18 protein-coding genes are annotated in these 22,653 nt (G+C 69.3%); 8 read left to right on the top strand and 10 right to left on the bottom strand.

Features of this window, described 5'->3' with window-relative positions:
- Positions 1-66: 66 nt before the first annotated feature.
- Complete coding sequence (locus CDO52_RS29435) at positions 67-861, bottom strand: LLM class flavin-dependent oxidoreductase (RefSeq protein ID WP_394340790.1); 795 nt, start codon at positions 859-861, stop codon at positions 67-69.
- A gap of 292 nt (positions 862-1,153) precedes the next feature.
- A complete protein-coding gene (locus tag CDO52_RS11620) occupies positions 1,154-1,468 on the bottom strand; it encodes a hypothetical protein (protein WP_017617078.1) in 315 nt (104 codons plus the stop codon).
- Positions 1,469-1,664: 196 nt separating this feature from the next.
- Between CDO52_RS11620 and CDO52_RS11615 the strand changes: the two genes are divergently transcribed.
- The gene (locus CDO52_RS11615) at positions 1,665-2,486 is read left to right on the top strand and encodes a helix-turn-helix domain-containing protein (RefSeq protein WP_332459815.1); all 822 of its coding nucleotides are present in this window, start codon (positions 1,665-1,667) and stop codon (positions 2,484-2,486) included.
- Complete coding sequence (locus CDO52_RS11610) at positions 2,483-2,788, top strand: DUF397 domain-containing protein (protein ID WP_017617079.1); 306 nt, start codon at positions 2,483-2,485, stop codon at positions 2,786-2,788. The genes CDO52_RS11615 and CDO52_RS11610 overlap by 4 nt, the downstream gene beginning before the upstream one ends.
- A gap of 84 nt (positions 2,789-2,872) precedes the next feature.
- Here the strand turns inward: CDO52_RS11610 and CDO52_RS11605 are convergent, their stop codons facing one another.
- Positions 2,873-4,150 carry a serine hydrolase domain-containing protein gene (locus tag CDO52_RS11605; protein ID WP_017617080.1) on the bottom strand — a complete coding sequence of 426 codons (1,278 nt, stop codon included), beginning with the start codon at positions 4,148-4,150 and terminating at the stop codon, positions 2,873-2,875.
- A 278-nt stretch (positions 4,151-4,428) separates the two neighbouring features.
- Between CDO52_RS11605 and CDO52_RS28690 the strand changes: the two genes are divergently transcribed.
- From CDO52_RS28690 to CDO52_RS11585, 3 genes are all read left to right on the top strand, one after another.
- Complete coding sequence (locus CDO52_RS28690) at positions 4,429-8,640, top strand: MFS transporter (RefSeq protein WP_232524444.1); 4,212 nt, start codon at positions 4,429-4,431, stop codon at positions 8,638-8,640.
- Between the two features lie 114 nt (positions 8,641-8,754).
- Positions 8,755-9,399 carry a TetR/AcrR family transcriptional regulator gene (locus tag CDO52_RS11590; RefSeq protein ID WP_017617081.1) on the top strand — a complete coding sequence of 215 codons (645 nt, stop codon included), beginning with the start codon at positions 8,755-8,757 and terminating at the stop codon, positions 9,397-9,399.
- Positions 9,400-9,619: 220 nt separating this feature from the next.
- The gene (locus CDO52_RS11585) at positions 9,620-10,075 is read left to right on the top strand and encodes a hypothetical protein (protein WP_017617083.1); all 456 of its coding nucleotides are present in this window, start codon (positions 9,620-9,622) and stop codon (positions 10,073-10,075) included.
- Here CDO52_RS11585 and macS read toward each other — a convergent pair.
- From macS to CDO52_RS11570, 3 genes are read right to left on the bottom strand one after another with little or no spacing between them, the layout of a single operon-like run.
- Positions 10,026-11,270 carry a MacS family sensor histidine kinase gene (gene macS, locus CDO52_RS11580; RefSeq protein WP_017617084.1) on the bottom strand — a complete coding sequence of 415 codons (1,245 nt, stop codon included), beginning with the start codon at positions 11,268-11,270 and terminating at the stop codon, positions 10,026-10,028. The genes CDO52_RS11585 and macS overlap by 50 nt on opposite strands.
- A 4-nt stretch (positions 11,271-11,274) precedes the next feature.
- Complete coding sequence (locus tag CDO52_RS11575) at positions 11,275-12,240, bottom strand: hypothetical protein (protein WP_017617085.1); 966 nt, start codon at positions 12,238-12,240, stop codon at positions 11,275-11,277.
- The gene (locus CDO52_RS11570; RefSeq protein ID WP_017617086.1) at positions 12,237-13,004 is read right to left on the bottom strand and encodes an alpha/beta hydrolase; all 768 of its coding nucleotides are present in this window, start codon (positions 13,002-13,004) and stop codon (positions 12,237-12,239) included. The genes CDO52_RS11575 and CDO52_RS11570 overlap by 4 nt, the downstream gene beginning before the upstream one ends.
- Positions 13,005-13,302: 298 nt before the next feature.
- Between CDO52_RS11570 and CDO52_RS11565 the strand changes: the two genes are divergently transcribed.
- Together CDO52_RS11565 and CDO52_RS11560 are read left to right on the top strand one after the other, a co-directional pair.
- Positions 13,303-14,208 carry a lysophospholipid acyltransferase family protein gene (locus CDO52_RS11565; RefSeq protein WP_017617087.1) on the top strand — a complete coding sequence of 302 codons (906 nt, stop codon included), beginning with the start codon at positions 13,303-13,305 and terminating at the stop codon, positions 14,206-14,208.
- A gap of 163 nt (positions 14,209-14,371) precedes the next feature.
- On the top strand, positions 14,372-15,070 hold the full coding sequence (locus CDO52_RS11560) for an endonuclease/exonuclease/phosphatase family protein (RefSeq protein WP_017617088.1): 699 nt from the start codon (positions 14,372-14,374) through the stop codon (positions 15,068-15,070).
- Positions 15,071-15,666: 596 nt separating this feature from the next.
- On the opposite strand, the gene CDO52_RS11555 is transcribed toward CDO52_RS11560, so the two are convergent.
- Both CDO52_RS11555 and CDO52_RS11550 read right to left on the bottom strand, forming a co-directional pair.
- Positions 15,667-16,620: an ROK family glucokinase gene (locus tag CDO52_RS11555; RefSeq protein ID WP_017617089.1), complete on the bottom strand. Its 954-nt coding sequence runs from the start codon at positions 16,618-16,620 to the stop codon at positions 15,667-15,669.
- Positions 16,621-16,729: 109 nt separating this feature from the next.
- The gene (locus CDO52_RS11550) at positions 16,730-17,242 is read right to left on the bottom strand and encodes a hypothetical protein (RefSeq protein ID WP_017617090.1); all 513 of its coding nucleotides are present in this window, start codon (positions 17,240-17,242) and stop codon (positions 16,730-16,732) included.
- Positions 17,243-17,661: 419 nt separating this feature from the next.
- On the opposite strand from CDO52_RS11550, the gene CDO52_RS11545 reads away from it, so the two are divergent.
- The gene (locus tag CDO52_RS11545; RefSeq protein WP_026125479.1) at positions 17,662-19,461 is read left to right on the top strand and encodes an AMP-dependent synthetase/ligase; all 1,800 of its coding nucleotides are present in this window, start codon (positions 17,662-17,664) and stop codon (positions 19,459-19,461) included.
- A gap of 212 nt (positions 19,462-19,673) precedes the next feature.
- Here CDO52_RS11545 and CDO52_RS11540 read toward each other — a convergent pair whose 3' ends face one another.
- Positions 19,674-20,726 (bottom strand): C40 family peptidase, encoded by a 1,053-nt coding sequence (locus tag CDO52_RS11540; RefSeq protein WP_033299219.1) that lies wholly within the window; start codon positions 20,724-20,726, stop codon positions 19,674-19,676.
- Between the two features lie 522 nt (positions 20,727-21,248).
- Positions 21,249-22,253 carry a C40 family peptidase gene (locus CDO52_RS11535; RefSeq protein ID WP_017617093.1) on the bottom strand — a complete coding sequence of 335 codons (1,005 nt, stop codon included), beginning with the start codon at positions 22,251-22,253 and terminating at the stop codon, positions 21,249-21,251.
- Positions 22,254-22,653 lie beyond the last annotated feature (400 nt).

Here is a 22,653-nt window from a genome sequence, read left to right as displayed (position 1 = left end):
CAGGCACTGCGCGACTCGCGGCGGCCCTGGTCTTCTTCCACTACTGGCCAGCCTCACGGGCCTCCTTCATACCTCCGCAAGGGCCTGGCGGGCGGCAGGGGCGACTTCTTCGGCGAAGAGGGTGAGCTGGCGTTCGTGATCGTCGCTGGGCCAGTAGATGAAGGCGTTCATGCCGAAGTCGCTGACCAGTTCGGCCAGTTGGTCGATCCACTGCTGGACGGACCCCTGGAATGGGGTGCTCGACTCAGTGCCGATCACGCCGTTGAGGTTGTAGACCTTGCGTATCTGGGCCGGGTCGCGGCCCGCCTCCTGCGCGGCGGTGTCGATCCGGATGACGGCCTCGCTGAGGCGGTCGAGCGGGAGGAAGCCGAGCGAGGGCATCCAGCCGTCGGCCTTCGCACCGGTCAGGCGCAGAGTGCGGGGTCCGTACGCACCGAGCCATATCCCCAGCCCGGGGCCTGCGGGCGGCCCGGGGTGCAGACCCGCCAGCCGGTAGTGGACGCCTTCAAAGCGAACCGCCCGCTCCTCACTCCACACCGCGCGGACAACGTCGATCGCCTCATCCAGGGCATCGACGGCTTCCTTTGGGCTACGGCGAGGGCCGCCCATGGCGGCGATCGCGTCCCAGATCGCCCCCGAGCCAAGGCCGAGCTGGATCCTCCCACCGGAGAGACGATGCAGGCTGGCAGCCGACTTGGCCAGGACAGCGGGGGGACGCAGAGGCAGGTTAGCCACGGTGGGCACGAGCGTGATGCGCTCGGTGGCAGCCGCGAGATAGCTGATCAGGGTCCAGGTGTCGTAGAAGGCGCGCTGGTAGGGGTGATCCTGCACGCTGATCAGGTCCAGCCCGGCAGCATCCATCCGCCGGGCCAGCCGCACGGGGAACTGGGGGTCGGACCAGGTGGGATCGACATTCGCACCGAGCAGTACGGGCAAGGACATGGCTCTCTCACTCCACGAAGACCAAGGCGTGGGCTCTCTCCACACTCCGCCATACGCATGAGACACGAGGAACAGCCCTAAGTAGGTGCCGAATCACCGGTGATTACCTCGGTCAGACCAGAAAAACACTGACTCTAGGGAGGGCCTGGGAGGGAGCCGTGCCGTCGAGCCCGCCCCTCGCCTCGGACTCGACGGCACGGTGGGGGGTGGCTCAGCCGTCCGTCTTCGGGTCGGGGGTCTGCAGCGCCCAGTCGAGAAGGGCCTGCTTGCGGAGCTGAGTGGAGAGTTCACAGATGTCGGGGGTCTCGATGTGGGAGACGACGCCGACGGAGCGGTAGTACTCGGGCGGGTCGAAGCGGCGGTCGGCGGTGTAGTTGACCGGGTCGAGGTAGTGCGGGCCGGTGTACGAGAGCCGCCAGGTCATGAAGTACTCAAGGTCGAGCGTGAGGAAGAGGTTGTAGTCCGCCAGCCGCTCGGCCGGGGTTCGGGGACGCCCGCCGTCGGGAGTCGGGATAGCCTTGCCCATTGGGTCCTCCACCTGTTGCGTCAGGTTGTGGATCAAGGCCCTGGTTGGTGTTCGCCCACCGGCCAGGGCCGCTGTCGTTGGCACCGGAGGTGCCGTGTGAACAGACTGACTCAACCCGACTCACGCCGCCAGAGACTCAACAGATATGGGGATTTATTTTCAAACCGGTTGACGCCGGTTAAGTGACGGTTCAATCATGTTGAACATGGCTGACAGGTCACGTCCACAGTGGGTCAGGATCGGTCGGGAACTACGGCGACTTCGGCTTCAAGCTGGTCTGACGCAAGACGAGCTTGCCAAGCGCCTGAACATGTCCTACGGGACAATCAGTGGGATCGAGCGCGGCGTGCGAGGTACCACTCGCGAAGTTTTGGCCCAGATAGACCATCTGCTTTCAACAGGCGGATCCCTCCAGCGGATGTGGGAGGCCCTAAACTCTTATAACGGACTCCCTGAGTGGTTTCGGGGTGTTGCAGAACTTGAGCGAGAATCATCCGAAATAAGGGAATATCACCCACTACTGATCCCAGGACCACTTCAAACAGAAGCATACATACGCACCATTCTTCGCATTGGCAGCCCCGCCCTCACAGACGAAGAGATAGAAGAACAGGTCAGAGGACGGCTAGACAGGCAGGCCATCCTCACTTCAGAACGTCCACCCATCCTCATCGTCGTCCTTGACGAAACTGTGTTACGCCGCCCCTTCGGGGGGCGTGAGACGATGGGCCGCCAGCTGGAGCATCTGCTGATGGTGGGTGAACGACCACGGGTGACGATTCAGGTGGTACCGATTGCAACTCACCTGCACCCCGGTCTAGATGGAGCATTCCACCTGTTCACCGTTCCCCACAGGGGACAGGTCTTGTACACAGAGACTCGAAACGCCGGTAATCCTGTCGAAGATCCGGATGCCATAGCGGACTATACGCGTGTGTTCGGCGAACTACGCGGAGCCGCGCTCCCTGAGGCGACATCACGTGATCTCATCGCCAGCGCCATTGGAGAACTCCCATGATGAGTAATAAGTGGAACAAGTCCAGCTACAGCACAGGAGGTGCCGCCAACTGCGTTGAAGCACGGCTGGACTGGCACAAATCGAGCTACAGCAACGAGACGGGTGGAGACTGCGTCGAGATCGCGGAGGCGTGGAACAAGTCGAGCTACAGCAACTCCAAGGGCGGCAACTGCGTCGAGGTCGCGGAAACCCCCCACTCCATCCTCATCCGTGACACGCAGAACAGACCCCTCGGCCACCTCGCGTTCCCCGGGCAAGAGTGGGCAGCGCTCCTCGCCAATGCCAAGGCCGAACGCCTGTAACTTCCACTCCCCCATCCTCCGTACAAGCACACCAGGGCGGGCGCCACACGGCCCCCGCCCTTCGTTTGCCCACTTCAGCGGCTTCTAGAAGTACTTGTCGTACAGGTCGTGCGACGGCCAGCTCTTGACGCTCCTGATCGCGTCCCACATCGAGCTGTCGATGTCGTAGTAGCTCTTCCCCGACTTGTCATCACGCTGGTTGAACAACGCCACCCATGAGATCCCGTTGTACTGCCGCACCATGTAGGCGAACGTTCCGCCCACGCTGCCGTCGTGCCACGTGTTCATCCCGCTGCCACCGCTGACCGGCCGCACCAGCCAGCCCATGCCGTAGTAGTAACCCTTGCTGTTGATCCCGGTCTCGGGCTCGGCGAAGGTCCGCTTGACCGAGGCGGTGTTCAGCACCTTGGTCGAGTCGAACAGCGACGCGAAGCGGACCATGTCGACGGCGGAGGACAGCCATCCCCCGGTCGCCTCGAAGTTCTCGAGCCGGAACCCGCCGTACGGCAGGGGGACCTTCTTCCCCGAGTCGTCCATCACTGTGGTGCTGGTGTACTGGGAGAAGTAGGGCACCTCGGTGGGCGCGCGGTGTTCGGCGAGGGTCCGGCCCTGCCGCATCCGGGTGATGCCCATCGGGTTGAGCACGTTCTTCTTCACGAACGTCTCGAAGGGCTGCCCGGAGACCTTCTCGACGATCTTGCCCAGCAGCATGTAGCCGTAGTTGCAGTAGGCGTACTTCGTGCCGGGGTCGTGGTCCAGTGGTTTGCCCGCGCCGTAGCGGATGATCTGGTCGATGCCCACCGGCAGCCCGACACCCAGCTGCTTCGCGGTCGCGAAGTTCTCGAACGTGGCGTCGCCCGAGATGTCCCGGTCCCACCCGGCCAGGTGCTGGAGCAGCCGCCGCACCGTGATCTCCGAGACCCGGGGGTCGACCTTCTCTCCCTCCGGCGGGTTCAGCTCCAGCAGTTCGGTCACGGGGGTGCTGAGCTTGAGCCTGCCCTGCTGCACGAGCAGGTTCACCGCGGTGGCGGTGATCGACTTCGACAGGCTCGCGATGCGGAAGAGTGCCGTGGGGCCGAAGCGCAGCTTCTCGTCGTCGGTCCACGCGTAGGACCGGCCGAAGACGAGCCGCCCCTTGTAACTCACCGCGAGCTGGCCCGCCGAGATGTTCCGGTCCTGCATGAACGTCTTCATGGTGCCGTCGAAGACGCGCAGCGACTTGACGTACTGTCCGCCCTGGTGCCAGGTGCGGGTCGCCGCCGATGCCGGTGACGCTGCCAGCGTCCCGCCGAGCGCCGCCCCGACACCGGCCGCACCCGCGAGCTTGCCGAATCCGCGCCGGCTGACCTCGTGCTCTGCCATTCGTTGTCCAACCATTCGTCGTGAGGGTGGTTCCGGACACCCATCTCTCCGGAACCGACATCTCCGACGACCCGGTTGTGCCGCTGGTTCCGCAGGTCACGCTGTTTCGGCTGTGCCCGAAGTGGTTGCCCTGAGGTGAACAAACACCACGCTCGGTAGAGAACGTTGCGTTTCCTCAGAGCGCCGCGTAGCGTCGTGATAGAGAACGCCGCGTTTCCTAGTTGGCTCGGACGTCCCTTCCACCGCGCCCCGCGCGCTACGGAGAGGAGGAAGACCGCGTGCCCCGACACGACGTGCACCGCGACACCGGCTCGGCCGCCCTCCCCCGCATCGGCCTGATCCTCCCAGGACTGATGCTGGCCATGCTGCTCGGCGCGCTGGACCACACGATCATGGCTCCGGCGCTTCCCTTCGTCGCCGGTGACCTGGGCGGACTGGACCAGATGCCGGCCGTTGTCACCGCCTACCTCGTCGCCGCGACCGTCGTCATGCCGCTCTACGGCAAACTCGGCGACCGGTTCGGCCGCAGGCCGGTCATGCAGGCCGCCATCCTGATCTTCGTCGCCGGTGCCGTGCTGTCCGGGCTCGCGCCCTCGATGCCCGCCCTCATCGCCGCCCGCGCGATCCAGGGCGCGGGCGGCGGTGGGCTGATGATCGGAGCGCAGGCGATCATCGGCGAGATCGTCAGCCCGCGTGAACGCGGGCGCTACCTGGCCCTGATCGGGTCGGCCTACATCATCGCGGCGGTCGCGGGGCCGGTCATCGGCGGCTTCGTCGTCGACCACCTCACCTGGCGGTGGATCTTCACCATCCACCCGGTCCTCGGCCTTGTCGCGCTCATCGCCATCACGCTGACCCTCCGCCTGCCCCGGCCCACCGCCCGCCCACCCATCGACTACGCCGGGGCGCTCACCCTGGCCACGGCCGTCATCGCGCTGGTCCTGCTCACCGACATCGTCGGGCGGGGCGGCGACAGCGCCAGCCCCGTTGCCATCCCGGCACTGATCGGGCTGACCCTCACCGGACTCGTCGCGTGGCTGGTCACGGCCCGTCGGGCAACCGACCCGATCATCCCGCTGCGGCTCTTCCGCGACCCCGCGTTCGCGATCCCGGGAGCGATCAGCTTCCTCATCGGGTTCGCGATGTTCGGGACCATCAGCTACACGCCCGCCTTCCTGCAGATCGCCCTCGGGTCGAGCGCGACCCGGGCCGGGCTGCTCCTCACCGTCCTCATGGCAGGCGTGATCGCCACGACGGTGGTCTCCGGGCGTCTCATCACCCGCACCGGGCGCTACAAGGTGTTCCCGATCGTGGGCACCGCCATGGCAGCCGCCGGGCTGGGCCTCTTCGCGACCGTGGACTCCGGCAGCGGCACGGCGACGGTCACGGCCGCGTTGATCCTCCTGGGGCTGGGGATCGGCCTGGTCATGCAGGTCATGGTGCTGGCCGTGCAGAACAGCGTCGAGCACCGCCACCTCGGCGCCGCCACCTCCACCGTGACGTTCCTACGGCAGATCGGCAGTTCGGTCGGCGTCGCGGCGATCGGCGCGCTGATCACGCTCCGCTTCACCGAGCGCCTTCCCACTGGCGCCGGAACCGTTCTGGATGGCAACGGCGGCGCGGGCTCCCTCACCCCGCAGGCCATCGCCGACCTCCCCGGGCCGGTGCGCGACGCGGTCGCCCAGGCCTTCGGGGACGCCGTGCCGCCGGTCTTCGGGCTCACCGCCCCACTGCTCCTCCTCGCGTTCGTCCTCGCCCTCGCGCTCCCCGCCCGTCCCCTGCGCACGACCGCCCACATCGAGACCGCCCCCTCCCCTCGGGGAAGGATCACTAAGGAGGCACCCCGCATGACCGACCGAGGACCAGCCCAGCGGTTCGCGGCACCGATCGACGCCTTCGGGCGCGACGACCTCGACCGCGCCGGAGGCAAGGGCGCCAACCTGGGCGAACTCGTCCGCAACGGATTCCTGGTGCCCGGCGGGTTCATCGTCACCACCGACGCCTACACCGCGGCCGTCGAGCGCACCGACCTGGCCGAGCGGATCGCCGAGCACGTGGCGGGGCTGCGCGCTACCGACGCGGGCGGCGACACGGCCCCGGCCACCGACGGCGCGGCGCTCCGCGCGGCCTTCGACGCCGCCGCCGTGCCCGATGACATCCGCGCGGCGATCGCCGACGCCTACGCCGAGCTGGGCGGCGGGCCGGTCGCGGTGCGCTCCAGCGCGACCGCCGAGGACCTGCCCGGTGCCGCGTTCGCCGGGCAGCAGGACACCTACCTCAACATCATCGGTGAACGGGCGGTCATCGACGCGGTCGCCCGCTGCTGGGCGTCGCTGTGGACCGACCGGGCCATCGCCTACCGCCGCCACCGGGGCATCGACTCCGGCGAGGTGAGCATCGCCGTGGTCGTGCAGAGCATGGTGGAGGCCGAGAGCGCGGGGGTGATGTTCAGCGCGAACCCGGTCACCGGCGACCGCGGCGAAGTCGTGATCGACGCGAGCAGCGGGCTCGGCGAGGCGGTCGTCTCCGGGCTGGTCACCCCCGACCACTACGTGCTGGACACCAGCGGCAAGCTCAAGGAGTGGCGGGGCGGACGGCGCGAGGTTGTCATCCACGGCACGGCCGACGGGGGCGTCACCCACGGTTCGGAGCCGGCGCCGCCGCCCGACAAACCCCAGCTGCCCGCTCCGGTGCTACGCGAGCTGGCCTCCCTCGGCACTCGTGTCGCCGCGCACTTCGGCCGCCCCCAGGACATGGAGTGGGCCTATGCCGATGGCGAGGTCCGCCTGCTCCAAGCACGCCCGATGACGGCCGTCCCCCCGCCGCCGGTCCGGCTGAACCCCGTCCAGCGCAGGATCGGCTCGATGGTGATGGACTACGCGACCCAGCGGCCCTACCCGCTCGACATGACGACGTGGCTGGCCCACGGTCCGGTGAAGATGGTCGCCGTCATGATGGCCAGCGTCGGCATCCGCGCGGATCTGCCGAAGAGCTTCCCCGAGGAGGACGGCGTCGTCACCCGGTACATTCCGCCGATGCCCCGCCCGACACTGAAGGTGCTGGCCGCCCCGTTCAGCATCGCCGCGCGGGCCCGGCGCCACGACCCGGCCCGTTGGACGAACGACGCCCGCTTCCTCGCGTTCGAGCGCGGGATCGACGAGCTGAACGACCGCGACCTGGAGGCGCTTACCTGGGCGGAGCTGCTTCGCGTGCCGCGCACGGCGATGGACCTGCTCGGCGAGGTCACCGACCTGCGCGTCGACTATCTTCCGGCGGCCCTCGTGGCCCTGCTTCGCCTGCGCCTGGCTCTGGCCCGGCTCGGTCTCACCACCCTCATGGCCGATCTGCTCATCGCGCCCACGCGCACGACCGACTGCAACCGGGCGCTGGAGGCACTGGCCGAGCAGGTGCGCCGGTCCCCCCGGTTGTACGCGGACTTCGCCCGGCTCGACCCGGACGAACTCGCGGAACTGGTCGCCGGAACGACGGCACCCGCGACGGAGTACGAACACACCGAGGCACCGGACGACCCGGACCTCGCGCGGTTCCGTGCCGACTTCCGCGCGTTCCTGGCGGAGTACGGGCACCGGGAGACGGCCAGCCCCATCCTCATCTCGCCGCCCACGTGGATCGAGTCTCCTGCGACCGTCCTCGGCCTGATCAGGATGCTCCTCGACCAGGACACCGCCGGCGCCGCCCCCGGCGACCGCTCCCGGGCGGCCGAGGAGCGGCTGCTGGCCCACCCGCGTCTGCGTCGGGCGGGTCGGCGGGCGCGGATGATGCGCCGGGTGGAGGCGGCGCGCGTCGGCATGGCGCTCCGCGAGGACACCCACTTCTACTTCACCCGGTCGATGCCGCCCCTCCGGCGCTCACTGATGGAGATGGGGCGGCGGCTGCGCGACGCCGGTGTCCTGCGCACGCCCGGCGACGTGTTCCACCTGCGCTTCGAGGAGCTGGAGAGCATCGCCGACGTGCCCGGACTGCCCCCGGAGCAGGCCGAGGCGCTGCGCGCCACCGCGCTGCGGCGCGCGGCCAAGCGTGACGAGCTGGCCGGAGTCCGGCTGATCGATCCCACCGCGATCTTCCCGCGCCCGCCCGAGGGCGGCGACGCGCTGGTCTCCGGAACGCCGGCGAGTGGGGGCCGGGCCACCGGTCCGGCGCGGGTGATCCGCGACCCGGCCGAGTTCGGTGAGCTGCGCCGCGGCGACATCCTCGTCTGCCCCTACACCAACCCCGCGTGGACGCCGCTGTTCCAGCGGGCGGCCGCCGTCGTGGTCGACAGCGGCGGCGCCGGGTCCCACGCGGCGATCGTCGCGCGCGAGTACGGCATCCCGGCGGTCATGGGCACGGGGGTGGCGACCACCGAGTTGACCAGCGGGCGGATCGTCACGGTCGACGGTGATGTCGGCGAGGTGAGTGCGGCCCAGGACGCCCCGGGTGCGACCGCTGTCCCCGCGGCGAAGGGCGGGACCGAAGGTGGGCCTTCCTAGAATCGGCGGGTGGCAGGTGGTCACCTGCCACCCGCCGACGCCCGCACGCCGTCAGCCGAGTCATCCGGTCATCGGCGACCGAACTCAGCCGCGCAGAGAAACAGAGAAAGGGTCATGTCCGCCGTGTCGAACGACGCCGCCACCGGAACCCCGGAGGAGCCGGTGATGGACCACCGCAAGCTGCCGCGCAGACGCGGGGCGGCCCTGAACGCGGCCATCCTCCGGGCCGCGCTCGACGAGCTGACGGAGGTCGGATACGCGCGGTTCACGATGGAGGGGGTCGCCGAACGCGCCCAGGCGAGCAAGGCCTCGCTGTACCGCCGGTGGCCCGGCCGGGCCGAGCTGGTCCTGGACGCCGCCCACCATGCCCTGTCGACCTACGCCACCCCGCCGAACACGGGAAGCCTGCGGGGGGACTTCGTCACCGTCCTCACCGAGACCTCCCGCGTGCTCGCGGGGCCGATGGGCGAGGCGTTGCGTGGCCTGCTCGGCGACATGCTGGCCTCGCCGGGCCGGATGGCCGAGGTGCGCGAGTACTCCGGCGGTCGGACCATGCGGATGATGTACGACGTCGTGTCCCAGGCCGTCGATCGCGACGAGGTCGACCCCGCCGCGCTCACCGAGCGCCGGTTGGAGGCCGGTCTGGCGTTGCTGCGCTACCACTTCCTCTTCAATGGTGCGCCGATCCCCGACGAGGTGGTCACCGGAATCGTCGACGATGTCATGATGCCCCTCTTCCCGCCGCCACCGGGGAAATAGCGACAAACGGCGACACACACCCGAAATCATGATCGCTCTGCGGGCCCGGATCCCGCCATTCATGGCATAAGCGGGGGTGGTAATTCAATGTTCCACCGACCGGGCGGCGCCGACCGCGACCACGGCATTTTCTCCGTGAAACTCAACGTCGTTGACTTCGGAAATACCACGCTCTAATCTCGGTGCGGATCAGACACCCACCGCACCGCCCGGAGCAGGCATGGACCAGCACCCCACCGGCCCGAGAACAGCGCTGCCACCCGCGCGTTCTCCCAACCCGGCCATCGCCGCGACCGCCGGAGCCGTACTGGTGACCGGCGCATTCCTGTTTCGCACCGGATGGGACCTGCCCATTTCCGCGATTGCCACCATCGACCCCGTCCAGCACCGGATCTTTCTGACCGTGTGGGGCCTCGGGGTCGCCCTCCTCGCATTCGGCCTACTCCGGCGCGCCATTCCCACGGTTCCGTCGATTTCCCGCGGGTGGCATGCCGCCTATATCGGCGTGCTGATCGGCGCGGCCCTGGGGTCGCTGCCGTGGAGCAGCACCGGCTCCGTATTCCTCTACCAGGTCTGGTGGACCGTTCCGCTGATCGCCGGGCTGCTCGAGCTTCAGGGCAGCGGGTTCATCGCGGCACGCGCATCTCGACTTCGGTCCCCTCCCCCGGAGCGGTGAAGATCGCGGTCTCCCCGCCGAGGTCGCGGATGCGGCCCTGGATGGACTGGGCGATGCCGAGACGGCCGTCGGAGGCGGCCTCGGCGATTCGGCTCTCGTCCATGCCGGGACCGTCGTCGCGGACCGTCACGGTGACGGTGTCCTCCTCGTCCTCGACCAGCAGCCAGACCCGCGTCTCCGCGGGGCAGTGCCGCTCGACGTTGGCCAGGGCCGCCTGGACGGCGGCGTCGACCTCGTCCACCGCGTGCTGTGCCAGCGGCACTGGTAGCGCCGGCGCGGAGACGGTGACACGCGCGCAGGCCAGGACGCCGAGCCGGGCGCTGAGGTCGGCCCGGCCCTCCTCCGCGTCCGCGGCCGACACGTCCGCCGCCGCGTCCACCGGGGTCCGTTCGGCCTGCGCCTGCACGCCGATCAGGGCGCGGAGCTTGGCCTCCTGCTCGCCCGCGAGCCGCCCGAGGTCGGCCGCCTCACCGCCCAGCTCCGTGCCGCGCCGCTGGACGATGGCCAGCACCTGCAGCACGGAATCGTGGATGGACCGGGCGAGCCGCTCGCGCTCCCGCGTCCGCGCCTCCAGCTCCACGGCAGCGGCGAAGCGCCGTTCCGCCGCCTGCGCGATGTGGGTCATGTAGCCGACGGCGAACCCGGCGAGGATGAGCAGCACCATTCCGCGCGGTGTCGCCGCCGTGATGTCGAGCCCGAGCTTGACCCGGACGGTGATGTCGACGATGCCGTAGCCCACCGGGATGATGAGCGCCCAGCGCCGCCCGCCGATCACAGCGGCGGCCAAGGCGGCGCCACCGAACCACGTCGCGGTGAGTGGGGGCGCCATGCGGAGGTAGCCGGGCGAGGCGGCGAACATGGTGGCGGCCTGGCAGGCGAAGGTGACGGCGAGGTCGACGAGCACCAGGCGCCAGTGCCGGTGCTGATCGACGGCGTAGGCGTATCCGGCCACGGCCGTCCAGGCGACCATCGTCGCGAACACCGTCCACGCCAGCCACGGGCGCGCCAGCAGCGCGTGGTGCTGCACGATGAGTACCAGAGCGTAGAGGAGGGACGCGATGCGGAAGGCGCTGATGGCACGCCAGATCGGCGCCTCGTAGCCCATGGCCGGGGTCGTGCGCCCGGACGTCGGGAAGGTCGACGGGGAGGGCAGCGAGGGCAGGGAGCGGGGGATCCTCGGCGGCCGGAAGGTCACGGCGTCAGACTACGGCTCCGTCGTCCGGTCCGTTTCCACCGGAGGGGCGGTCGCTCATCCGGACGACGAGGACGACGAATCCCGCGATGAAGGCGGCGACGGCGCAGAAGGCGAGCCACCCCGGGAGCCGGATGCCCAGGAGCATCGATCCGAGCAGCAGCAGCGGGCCGCCGAACAGACCGCCCCAGGACAGGCGGCTGGTCAGGTCGCCTCGGGGAAAGGGCGGCGGGGGCGGTGGCACGTAGTGGTCGGTGGGGTCGGAGTCGTCGCCGCGCCCGTAACGGCGTCCCGCGCCGCCCCCGTCGCTGTCGACGCCCTCGGCCACGGGGCCGTCGCCGATACCGGAGGGGTCGCCGTCGCCGCTCGGCCGGTCGGCCGTGTCGTCGGGGCGGTCGGCCGGTTCGCGGACGCTGAGGTTCTCCGCGTCGGGCCAGTGGATGTCGCCGGCCGGGGGGCCGCCGCTCTCGTAGAAGCGCGCCACCAGGTCGGCCCAGACGTCCGCGTCGTCGGCGTCCGAGGAGGACGGCGAAGAAGCGGGGGAGGCGGTGGAATCGGCGGCCCCTGGGTCAGAGCGCGCGCTCTCGCTCGATGACGCCGGAGTATCGGTCTCGGGGTCGTCCGCGGTCTCCGCACCGGGCGTATCCGGCGCGCGGGGCTGCGCTCCCGCGGCTTCGGCCGCCGTCTCGGCCGCGCCGCCGCCGAGCGCGCGCTCCCCCAGCTCCGGGAGCTCACGGCGGAGGATCGCGGCGGCCGCCTCGCGCTCCTCGGCGTCGACGTACAGGTGGTCGGTGGGCGGGTCCTCGACGGCGATGGCCGCGGTCGCCTGCACCTCGTCGTCGAGCGGCAGGGCGTAGGCGGCGATGCCGGAGCGACGCAACGCGTCGAGCATGCGGTCGGCCGTGGCCGGAGGCAGCAGGATCAGCGGAACGTAGGTGTCCGCGAGCAGGCCGTTCCCCCGGCGTTGCGTCATCGGTCCATTCCTTCCCCGCTTCCGCCGTGTTCGCGCACGAACGCGAGGCTTCCCTCGAAGATGGTCTCGGCGTCGTTGTCCAGGGTCGCGACGTGGTAGCTGTTTTCCAACGCGTGCACGGTCAGTTGAGCGTTCACCGCCTCACTCGTGAGGATACGCAGACTCTTCGGTCCAACGACATGGTCTTCGTGACTCCGGTAGACGAGAACCGGCGCGGTGAGCCTGGACATGCCGCGGCGGGTGGCGCGCCACAGCTTCGGCAGGGTCGCGGCGGCGGCCGTGGGGATGTCGTCGTAGCCGATCTCCACGGCGCCGGGCTTCTTGATGTCGGAGGCGATGCCCGGGGTCGTGGGGATGAGCCGCTTGATGTAGGGCGCGACGAACAGCTTCCAGTCCTCCAGGGCGAGGGAGGGGTTGACCACGACCACACCGCTTACCTTGTCCGGGTGGAGCTCGGCGAGCCGGAGCGCCAGGCAGCCGCCCATGGACATCCCCATGACGAAGACCCGCGTGCACTCGGCGTGCAGCTTGACCAGCGCCTCCTCGACCACGCCAAGCCAGTCGTCGCTAGTCGTCGTCGCCATGTCCTGCCAGGTCGTCCCGTGTCCGGGCAGGCGGGGCACGTCCACCGTCAGCCCTGCGCCGGCGAGGTACTCCCCCCAGGGCCGCATCGCCTGCGGCGTCCCGGTGAACCCGTGGCACAACAGCACGCCGACACCCCCGCCACCGCGGTGGTACGGTTCGGCGCCGGGCAGTAGTGACATGGGATCTCCTTGACTTCCTCGTCTCGGCCGTGCGGCGGATCAGGTATCAGGTCTATGAAACTAACCCAGGGGCCGGGCGCCCGGAACCCCGCCGCCCCGGTAGGAGCGGTCCTGCCACGTGAGATGGTTGCATAGCGGGATGGATCGGGACGTTTCTCTCCTACTTGTGGGTAACTTACTCCGACATTGGTAGTCGGTCCCAAGCGATGCGAAGATAACGTCGATTGTTCGTGAATGCGGGAAGGCGAACGTGGCGAAGCAGGTCGGACGCTCCCCGCGGGTGCGGGGGTGAAACTCGGTGTTCTACTGGATTGTCAAGGCGGTCCTGGGTCCGGTGCTGGCGGTGCTGTGGCAACCGCGCGCCGAAGGGGTGGAGCACGTGCCCAGGTACGGCCCTGCGGTCCTGGTCGGCAACCACCTGTCCTTCTCCGACCACTTCTTCGGCCCGCTGCCGCTGCCGCGCAAGATCACCTTCCTGGCGAAGGCCGAGTACTTCACCGGCACCGGCCCGAAGGGCCTCATCAGCCGCCTCTTCTTCAGCGGCGTGGGGCAGATCCCGATCGACCGGTCCGGCGGCAAGGCCAGTGAGGCCGCGCTGCGCACCGGCCTGAAGGTGCTCAAGCAGGGCCATCTGCTCGGCATCTACCCCGAGGGCACCCGCTCCCCCGACGGCAAGCTGTACCGCGGACGCACCGGCGTGGCCCGGATCGTGCTGGAGTCCAAGGCGCCGGTCATCCCCATGGCGATGATCAATGTCGACAAGATCATGCCGCCCGGCCGCACCATCCCGAAGCTGGGTATCCGCCCCAAGGTGAAGTTCGGCAAGCCCCTGGACTTCTCCCGCTACTACGGCATGGAGAAGGACCCGCGGGTGCTGCGGGCCGTCACCGACGAGATCATGTACGCGCTCATGGAGCTTTCCGGCCAGGAGTACGTCGACCGCTACGCGCAGTCGGTCAAGACCGAGCTGGAGGCCGCCGCCAAGGAGGAGCGCAAGGAGCAGCACGCCACCGAGCGCGAGCGGAAGAAGGCCGAACGCGCCGAACGCCGCGCCCAGCGCAAGGCCGAGCGTGCCGAGCGCAAGGCGGCCAAGAAGGCCGAGAAGGAGAAGAAGGCCAAGGCGCAGGCCGAGGCGCAGGAGTCCGCACGCGAGTCGTCGACGCCGAAGGCGGTCAAGCCGGACACCCCGGGCACTGCCGCCTAGACCGCATCGCGTCCCAGCGGGCGGCCGTCCGGGCGGAGCCGTTCCGATCCGTCCGAGGACATAGCTCCGAGCCCCCGGTGGCCGGGTTCGAACCTGGCCACCGGGGGCTCGATGTATCCCGATCCGACCGTCACCCGGCCGCGCGGCCGGGTAGGTAGGAGCCATGACGCTCCGGGTCCTCAGTTACAACGTGCGGGCGTTGCGTGACGACGCGAAGGCGGTCGGGCGGGCCATCGCGGCCTGTGAACCCGATGTCGTCTGCCTGCAGGAGGCGCCCCGGCTCCTGGGCTGGCGATGGCGGCGACGGGCCCTGGCCCGCGGGTGTGGTCTGGTCGCGGCGGTGAACCGGCGCGCGGGCGGACTCGCGATTCTCATCCGACCGGCGGTCCGCGTGCTGCATGCCGAGCACCGGCTGCTGCGCCGCTATCCCCGACTGCACCGCCGGGCGCTGTCGCTGGCCGTGCTCGACGTGGGTGGACGCCTCGTGGTCGTCGGCTGCACGCACCTGGATCTCGACGACCACGCGCGCAGCAGACACGCACAGGAGGTCCTGGCGCACCTTACCGCCACGGCCGCACGCCACTGCGCCCCCGCGGTCCTGGCCGGGGACATCAACTGCACACCGGACGGTCCGGCGTGGCGGCTGCTGGCGAGCGAGCTGTGCGACACCGGGGCGGAGGCTCCGCGCGGGGAAAAGCTGACGTTCCCGGCACGACAGCCGCGGGCACGTATCGACGGCGTCTTCGTCTCCCGAGAGCTGACCGTCTGCGGAACCGGAGTGCCGGTCGATCTGGTGCCGCCCGCCGATCTAGCCGCGGCCAGCGACCACCGCCCCGTCCTCGCGGAGATCGAGACACCATGAGCCCAAGGTCTGCTGTGCGGCCTTGTCGGCGCTCATCCCGTCCGGTGTTCTGTGGTGAAAAGCGGCACCGAGGCCGGAGGGGGTCGGGCGCGCCGGTCCTCTGACGGGTGGAGCGGATCCGGGGGCCAGCGGCGTCGGCCCGCACCGCCGGTCACCTCCCGGGGGGAAGGCGGCACCGACCGCCAGGTGGGGCGGGCGGCCCAGGGCGGGAAAGCGCTCTCTGTGTGCCCGTTATGTCCACGCCTCCGTTGATCTCGGGGATATCGACCGAATAATCGCCGACATTCGGTCGATATCCCCGAGATCAACGGATCCACCCCGCACAGACCATGGCAAGCCGGGCATACCCGGCGCCCCACCCGCCGTCGGTGCCGCCCCGCCCAACCAGGAAGGCGCCCGGCGGTGGGGGCCGCCACAGCGCGCCGAACCAGGCTGCACCCGCCGGAGGACCGGCGCGCCCGACCCCCTCCGGCCTCGGTGCCGCTTTTCACCACAGAACACCGGACGGGATGAGCGCCGACAAGGCCGCCCAGCAGACCCCCCGTCCCGCCCGGTGGTCGCTGGAGCTGTCGGAACAACCGGCAGCAAACCGGGGGCTACCTCCGCGCGAGGTCGGCGGCGCCGACGATGCCCGCCTGGGGGCCGAGTTCGGCGGTGCGGATATCGGCGAGGCGGCGGGTGGCGCGGCCTGTCACGTGCTTCTTGAACGATGCTCGCGCCGGTTCGAGGAGGATGTCCCCGGCCTCGGATACCCCGCCGCCGACGACGAAGCACTCAGGGTCAAGGATGGCGGCCAGGTCAGCCAGGCCGAGGCCGACCCACTCGCCCACGGCGCGGAAGCACTCCAGCGCGCCCTCGTCGCCTTCCAGGGCCGCCTGGGTGATCTCGGGTCCCCGGATCCGGGAGATGTCGCCCTCGGCCAGTTTGAGGAGGTAGGCGGCGCGCACGGGATCGGTTGTGGCGAGGTCCTGGGCCTCGGCGACCAGGGCGCGTCCGCTGGCGTACTGCTCCCAGCAGCCGTTGTTGCCGCAGCCGCAGCGGCGACCGTGGCGGACCATCCGGTAGTGGCCGACTTCGGCGGCGACGCCGTAGCGGCCGCGCTGGAGCCGGCCGTCCATGACGATGCCCCCGCCGACCCCGGTTCCCAGGGTCACCAGGACGACGTGGTCGCTCCCGCGCCCGGCACCGAAGCGGGCCTCGGCCCAGGCGGCGGCGTTGGCGTCGTTCTCGACGACGACCGGCAGGTCGATCCGCCGCCGGATCCGCTCCGTGATGGGGTCGTCGGACAGTCCCAGGTTGGCGGCGAGGACGATCCTGGCGCGGTCCTCGTCGACGAATCCGGCGATGCCCACGCCCACGGCCGCGATGTCGTGACCGGTGTGCCGTTCGCGCAGCTCCACGACGACCCGCCCGATGACGTCGGCGAGTGCCTCACTGTCGTTCGTCGGGGTCGGGTAGCGCACGACGTCGCCGAGGATCCGCCCATCGGGGTCGACCATTCCGGCGGCGACCTTGGTACCGCCGATGTCCACACCGATCGTCAACCGCATGGACGGCTCCTTTTCCGGTCATTCACGTGTCGAGGGAGGGCACGCGCACCGCGGCCCGTCGCTCCGCGTGCGCTGGCACCACAATCTCACACTGGTATGGACCATTTGGTTACGTCGTCGTCTCGGTGGGACGGGGCCGCTCACGCTCCTCGCTCGCCGGGAGCTCCGGCCCGCCGTCCGCCGCGGAGGGCTCGCCGTTCTTCTGCGCGCCGCTGTCCGCCGCGGCCTCGGCGCTCTCCTGGTCGTCGCTCTCGCGCTCGGGGCGCTCCTGCTCCTGGCGCTCGCGATCGGCACGCTGCTTCTCCAGCGACTTCTCGACCACGTCCCAGGTCTCGCCCAGCGCGCCGAACAGCGCGGCCCCGGCCTTGCCGAGGTGCCCGACAACCTCCGGTGCCGCGGTGCGCACGATCCCGGCCAGCCGGTCGAGCGGCTCCTCCTCCGGCGGCTGCTCCAGCCGGATGGCCTCCCCCCATACGTCGTCCTTGGGCGGCGGCGGGGAGGTCACGCTCGACACCCCGCGGCGCACGCCCGCGATGATGAGTTTGCGCTGCAGGGCGTCCACCAGTCGCAGCGCGTCATCGATGATGTCCTGTGAACCCGTGTCACGGTTCGGCTCAGCCATGGTCGTCCAGCCCCTGTTTCTCCTGTCGTGAACGCCACGTTATCCGCGCCGGTCGGACGATGGCCCTTCCCGCCGGATAAACCGGGGTAAACCCGGAGGCGGTTCAGGGACTCCCGTGACCCCGGGCCGGTTCCGGGATCCTCCGTTCCGCGCCACTGCGCCCGATTCCCCCCATCTATGGCCGAATCGGCGGTCGACGCTGTTGCGGGAGCAAGATCAACGCTAGGGTCAAGATCCTGCGCGCCGGGCGGAGCGGCGAGTGAGCCGCGCGGCGGGCATCGCCGCAGGGTATGGGACCGTTTTCATCAACATAACGTCTCTTTCGGATACCGAACGAGAACGCGTTCTACCGGCTAGTAGCTTAAGTTGTTACCGTCGTCACGTCCCCTAACAGGCCTTGTACGTCCAGGAGCGATAACGTGCGCGAATACAGCCGTCCTGTGAAGGTCGAGATCTCGTCGCAGGCGCGGATGCCAGATACGGTCTTCGCCCGCGCCACCAATGAGCCCGCCTCCGTCGCGCTCCGAGTCCAGGAAGCTGGCCAGTGGCGGGACGTGACCTGCCAGGAGTTCCGCGACGACGTCGCGGCCATCGCCAAAGCACTCATCGCCGCCGGCATCGAGCACGGCGACCGCGTCGGCCTGATGTCGCGGACGCGCTACGAGTGGACCAGCATCGACTACGCCGTCTGGTCAGTCGGCGCCGTGACCGTCCCGATCTACGAGACCTCCTCGGCAGAGCAGGTCGAGTGGATCCTCGGCGACTCCGGCGCCAAAGCCGTCTTCGTCGAGACCGAGGACCACGCCGAGCGGGTCAAGTCCGTGCAGACGAACCTCGCGGAGCTCGCCCACACGTGGAAGATCGACGACGGCGGTCTGGCCGACCTCATCGCGTCGGGCTCCGAGGTGGAGGACGACGTCCTCGAACAGCGGCGCACCGCCGGCGACGTCGACGAGCTCGCCACGCTCATCTACACCTCGGGCACCACCGGGCGCCCCAAGGGCTGCGAGCTGACCCACCGCAACCTGCTCTTCACCATCATGAACGTGATCGAGGGGCCGCTGGAGGAGGTCTTCACCCTGGAGGGGCGCTCGACCCTGCTCTTCCTCCCCCTGGCCCACTCCTTCGCGCGGATCATCCAGATCGGCTGCATCGAGTCCAAGACCATCCTCGGCCACTTCCCGACCACCGGCCCCGAACTCATCGACCAGCTCGGTGTCTTCAAGCCGACCTTCCTGCTGGCCGTGCCGCGGGTCTTCGAGAAGGTGTTCAACAAGGCCGAGCAGAAGGCCACCGCCGAGGGCAAGGGCAAGGTCTTCGGTGCCGCGGCGGCCACCGCCATCGACTACAGCAAGGCGCTCGACTCCGGCCGCGTTCCCATGGGCCTGAAGATCAAGCACGCCCTGTTCGGCAAGCTCGTCTACGGCAAGATCCTGGCCCGCCTGGGCGGGCAGGCGCAGTACGCGGTCTCCGGCGGCTCCGCGCTGGGCGACCGCCTCGGCCACTTCTTCCGCGGGGTGGGTCTGACGATCATCGAGGGCTACGGGCTGACCGAGACCTCCGCCCCCACCGCGGTGAACACGCCGAGCAAGAACAAGATCGGCACGGTCGGCCCGCCGTTCCCCGGCGTCACCATCAAGATCGACGACGACGGCGAGGTGCTGTGCAAGGGCGACCACGTCATGCGCGGCTACTGGAACAACGAGAAGGCCACCGCCGACGCGTTCGGCAAGGAAGGCTTCTACCGCACCGGCGACCTGGGCGCGCTGGATGACGACGGCTACCTCAGCATCACCGGGCGGAAGAAGGAGATCATCGTGACGGCCGGCGGCAAGAACGTCGCCCCGGCGGTGATCGAGGACCGCATCCGCGGCCACGCCATCGTCAGCCAGTGCCTGGTGATCGGGGACAACCGCAACTTCGTCTCCGCGCTGGTCACCATCGACCCCGAGGCCTTCGAGTTCTGGAAGCAGCAGAACGACCGCACCGGCGAGGTCGCGGACCTGATCGACGACCCCGCCCTGGTCGCCGCGGTACAGGAGGCCGTGGACGACGCCAACCAGGCGGTGTCGCGCGCGGAGTCGGTGCGCAGGTTCAAGATCCTGCCCGAGGACTTCTCCGAGGAAGGCGGCCAGATGACGGCGTCGCTGAAGGTGAAGCGGCACGTCGTCACCAAGCAGTACGAGAACGAGATCGAGGAGCTCTACACGAGCTCCTGACCTTTCACCACCGACGTCACCGCCTCTCCGTTGATCTCGGAGATATTGGGGGAAAAATCGCCGCCGGAACCCCAGTATCTCCGAGATCAACGGAGAGGCGAGGAGGAAAGCGGCAGGGCCGCCCCTGAAACGCCCACCGCCCGCCCGGCGACCTGGTCGCCGGGCGGGCGGTCTCGTGTCCGGCGCCTGGTCGGGCCGCGCCGGAGCGGGGATCAGGGCCGCACGGCGGCGGTGAAGTTGTTCCGGTAGTAGCTGTTGAGGGTGACCTCGGCGACCGGCTTGGACGGGTTGGAGGCGTGCACCATCTTGCCGTTGCCGACGTACATGCCGACGTGGCCGGGGCCGCTGTAGAAGAAGATCAGGTCGCCCGGCTGCATGTTGTCCCAGGAGACCCGGGTTCCGGCGTTGACCTGGTCGTAGGTGGTCCGGGGGAGGCTCACCCCGGCCTGTCTCCATGCGGCCTGGACCAGGCTGGAGCAGTCCCACACGTCGGGGCCGTTGGCGCCCAGGCTGTAGGAGTCGCCGATCTGGCCGTAGATGAAGTTCAGGGCGGTCCGAGCGTTGCCGGAGGCCGAGCCGTTGTAGGAGCCGCCCCCGCCACCGGAGGAACCGGACGAGGAGGAGGATCCGCCGCCGTTGCCCGACCCGCCGTTGACACCGGCGGTGGCCTGGGCGCGCTCCTCCGCGCTCAGATCGTCAAGAATGTCCTGCTGCTTGTCGATCTTCTTCTCGGCCTTGCTCTTGGAGTCCTTGGCTTCCTTGAGCTTCTTCTTGGCCTTCTTCTCGGTGGACTCCGCCTCGGACTCCAGGTCGTCGAGCTTGTCCCGCTGCTTGACGTACTTGTCGAGGCTCGCCTTCTGGCTCTTGGAGAGGTAGCCGAGGTCCGCCGCCTGCTGCAGGGCGTCCTCGGGGCCGTCAGCGCCCATCAGGTACGCGGGCGACCCGTAGTCGACCCCGGTGTAGGCCGAGGTCGCCAGCTTGCGCACGTCGCTCTGTAGATCGTCGAGCTTGTCCTCCGCGTTGTCGCGCTTGGACTCCAGGTCGTCGAGCTTCTTCTTCGCGGCGTCGTGGCTCTCTTTGGCCTGGTTGTACTTGTCGGCGAGCTCTGAGTACTCCTTTTCGAGCTTCTCGATCTTGTCCTTGACCTCGTCCGCGGTGGGGTCGGCGAAGGCGACACCGGAGGAGGTCAGCAGGGCGCCGGCGGCGATGAAGCCGACCACCGCGAGGTGACGGCGATACGAGCGACGTTCTTGGAGTTCATCCACGCTGGGGGCACACCTTTCTCCAGACCGCCCACCGGTACGTCCACAGGGGTTCGGGCAGGGGGAGCCCGTCAGGGCCCGGCGGTACGCCGGTCACTGATTCACCCGGGGCTCTCTCCGGCGGCGCGTCGGGATCTCGCGCCGGGCCGGGGCCCTTCCGGTCTCCGCGCCTCGAGGGTCAGGAGGTGTGTTGTGCGCGGAGTGGGGCGGAAGCCGGTCGCCGCCATCCGGATGATGGCGTGGTCTACGACCTCACTCGGCGAGGACACTAGTGCATCAACGACCCCATCTCAACCGATTCGTTACCAATGAGGCCGGTTTGCGGTTAGGCCGTTATGTCCGATACGTAGCCGCCGATACCGCAGGGAAGCACAAAAGCCCTGGTCCTCGCGTGTACGAGGACCAGGGCAAAAGGTTGCTCGGCGGCCGGTAGAACGTGACGATGCACACCGGCACCCGTGGGCGATCGGCGGGCCGAAGGCGACAGGCGCCGGAGGGGGCGCCGTTCGGTGAGCCCGGTCGGTGCTACGGGCGCACGCCGTACATGAACTGGCCGTCCCAGTACCCGGCCAGCGGCACGACCTCGACGTTCTTCCCGGTACGCGGGGCGTGGATCATCTTGCCGCCGCCGACGTACAGACCGTCGTGGCCGAGGTCGCTGAAGAAGAGGATGTCGCCCGGCTGCAGCTGGTCGCGGGAGACCCGCTGCCCCGCCTCGGCCTGGCCGTAGGTGGTGCGCGGCAGGCTGACGCCACCGTTGCCCCAGGAGCGCATGACGAGGCCGGAGCAGTCGTAGCTGTTCGGGCCGGCGGAGCCGTAGACGTAGGGCTTGCCGAGCTGCGCGTAGGCGAAGTCGAGCGCCGCGCGGGCGTTGCCGCTGGCACTTCCGGTGTAGCTGCCGCCGGAGGCCGACGAGCCCTCCGGCGCGGAGTCCTCGGCGTCGGGGAACTGGGCGAGGAGGTCCTTCTGCTTCTGGATCTTCTCCTCGACCTCGTCCTTCTTCTCCTTGGCCTCCTTCTTCGCCTTCTTCGCCTTGGACAGGGCGTCGTCGGCCTCGTCCTTCAGCTTGAAGAGGCGCTCGGAGGAGTCGCCGAACTCGTCGAGCTTGGCCTTCTGCGTCTTGGAGAGGTAGTCGATGTCATCGCTCTGCTCGAGGAGTTCCTCGGGACTCTCGGCGGCGAGGATGGTCGTGGTGGCGTCCAGGTCGTTGGACTTGTAGGCCGCGCTGGCGAAGTCGGCGACCTCGTCGCGCAGCTCGTTGTACTTGTCCTCTTCGTCGCCGACCTGCTCCTTGAGCTCGTCGGCCTTCTTCTTGGCCGCCTTGTAGTCGGAGTTCGCCTGGTTGTAATCCTGGACGACCTTGTCGGCCTCCTTGTTGAGTTCGTCGAGATTCTTCTCGACGTCCTCCTTGGAGGGCTCGGGGTCGGCGTAGGCGACCCCAGTGGGCGCGATCAGGCCACCGGCGACAACGACGCCGAGGCCGGTCGCGATCCGGCGCGCCGTCGGCCGACCACCATCTTTGTTCGCCATGGCGGTCTCTGCTCCTTTGGTTCAAGTCCGCGTACGGGGACGGGGGGCTGAGGGTCGGCGTCCGCCTGCGGCGCCGCCGGGCCCGGGGATCGGGGACCCCGGTCAGCATGCGTCGCCTACACGGGACGGACACGGCAGCGCGACCGCTCTCCCCGAGGTCGGGAGCCTCCCGCGACGAGGCTGGGGGAAGCCTGGGCCGAGCCGGCCCGGGACCGTTCCAGATACAGCTCTGGCCTTATAGCGGGAAGCCGGTCAAGCTCCGGGTAGAACCTAGCGGACCTCGGGTCTCACCTCAACCACAACAACGAGGGAGTAACGGCCCGCGCCGTGATCCCACCAACATCACCCCTGCACAGGCCCGCATCCCCCAGCCGATAACAAGCCCGTCTCGGGCCATCGC

Source organism: Nocardiopsis gilva YIM 90087 (assembly GCF_002263495.1).
Taxonomy (GTDB): Bacteria; Actinomycetota; Actinomycetes; order Streptosporangiales; family Streptosporangiaceae; genus Nocardiopsis_C; species Nocardiopsis_C gilva.
Note: the sequence above shows the minus strand (reverse complement) of the source record. Positions and strands in the feature narration are given on the sequence as shown.

What these genes read in the sequence shown, in the direction of transcription:
- CDO52_RS29435 (WP_394340790.1), bottom strand. Translation starts at nt 861, where the DNA reads ATGGATGCTGCCGGGCTGGACCTGATCAGCGTGCAGGATCACCCCTAC.
- CDO52_RS11620 (WP_017617078.1), bottom strand. Translation starts at nt 1,468, where the DNA reads ATGGGCAAGGCTATCCCGACTCCCGACGGCGGGCGTCCCCGAACCCCG.
- CDO52_RS11615 (WP_332459815.1), top strand. Translation starts at nt 1,665, where the DNA reads ATGTTGAACATGGCTGACAGGTCACGTCCACAGTGGGTCAGGATCGGT.
- CDO52_RS11610 (WP_017617079.1), top strand. Translation starts at nt 2,483, where the DNA reads ATGATGAGTAATAAGTGGAACAAGTCCAGCTACAGCACAGGAGGTGCC.
- CDO52_RS11605 (WP_017617080.1), bottom strand. Translation starts at nt 4,150, where the DNA reads ATGGCAGAGCACGAGGTCAGCCGGCGCGGATTCGGCAAGCTCGCGGGT.
- CDO52_RS11590 (WP_017617081.1), top strand. Translation starts at nt 8,755, where the DNA reads ATGTCCGCCGTGTCGAACGACGCCGCCACCGGAACCCCGGAGGAGCCG.
- CDO52_RS11585 (WP_017617083.1), top strand. Translation starts at nt 9,620, where the DNA reads ATGGACCAGCACCCCACCGGCCCGAGAACAGCGCTGCCACCCGCGCGT.
- CDO52_RS11575 (WP_017617085.1), bottom strand. Translation starts at nt 12,240, where the DNA reads ATGACGCAACGCCGGGGGAACGGCCTGCTCGCGGACACCTACGTTCCG.
- CDO52_RS11570 (WP_017617086.1), bottom strand. Translation starts at nt 13,004, where the DNA reads ATGTCACTACTGCCCGGCGCCGAACCGTACCACCGCGGTGGCGGGGGT.
- CDO52_RS11560 (WP_017617088.1), top strand. Translation starts at nt 14,372, where the DNA reads ATGACGCTCCGGGTCCTCAGTTACAACGTGCGGGCGTTGCGTGACGAC.
- CDO52_RS11555 (WP_017617089.1), bottom strand. Translation starts at nt 16,620, where the DNA reads ATGCGGTTGACGATCGGTGTGGACATCGGCGGTACCAAGGTCGCCGCC.
- CDO52_RS11550 (WP_017617090.1), bottom strand. Translation starts at nt 17,242, where the DNA reads ATGGCTGAGCCGAACCGTGACACGGGTTCACAGGACATCATCGATGAC.
- CDO52_RS11535 (WP_017617093.1), bottom strand. Translation starts at nt 22,253, where the DNA reads ATGGCGAACAAAGATGGTGGTCGGCCGACGGCGCGCCGGATCGCGACC.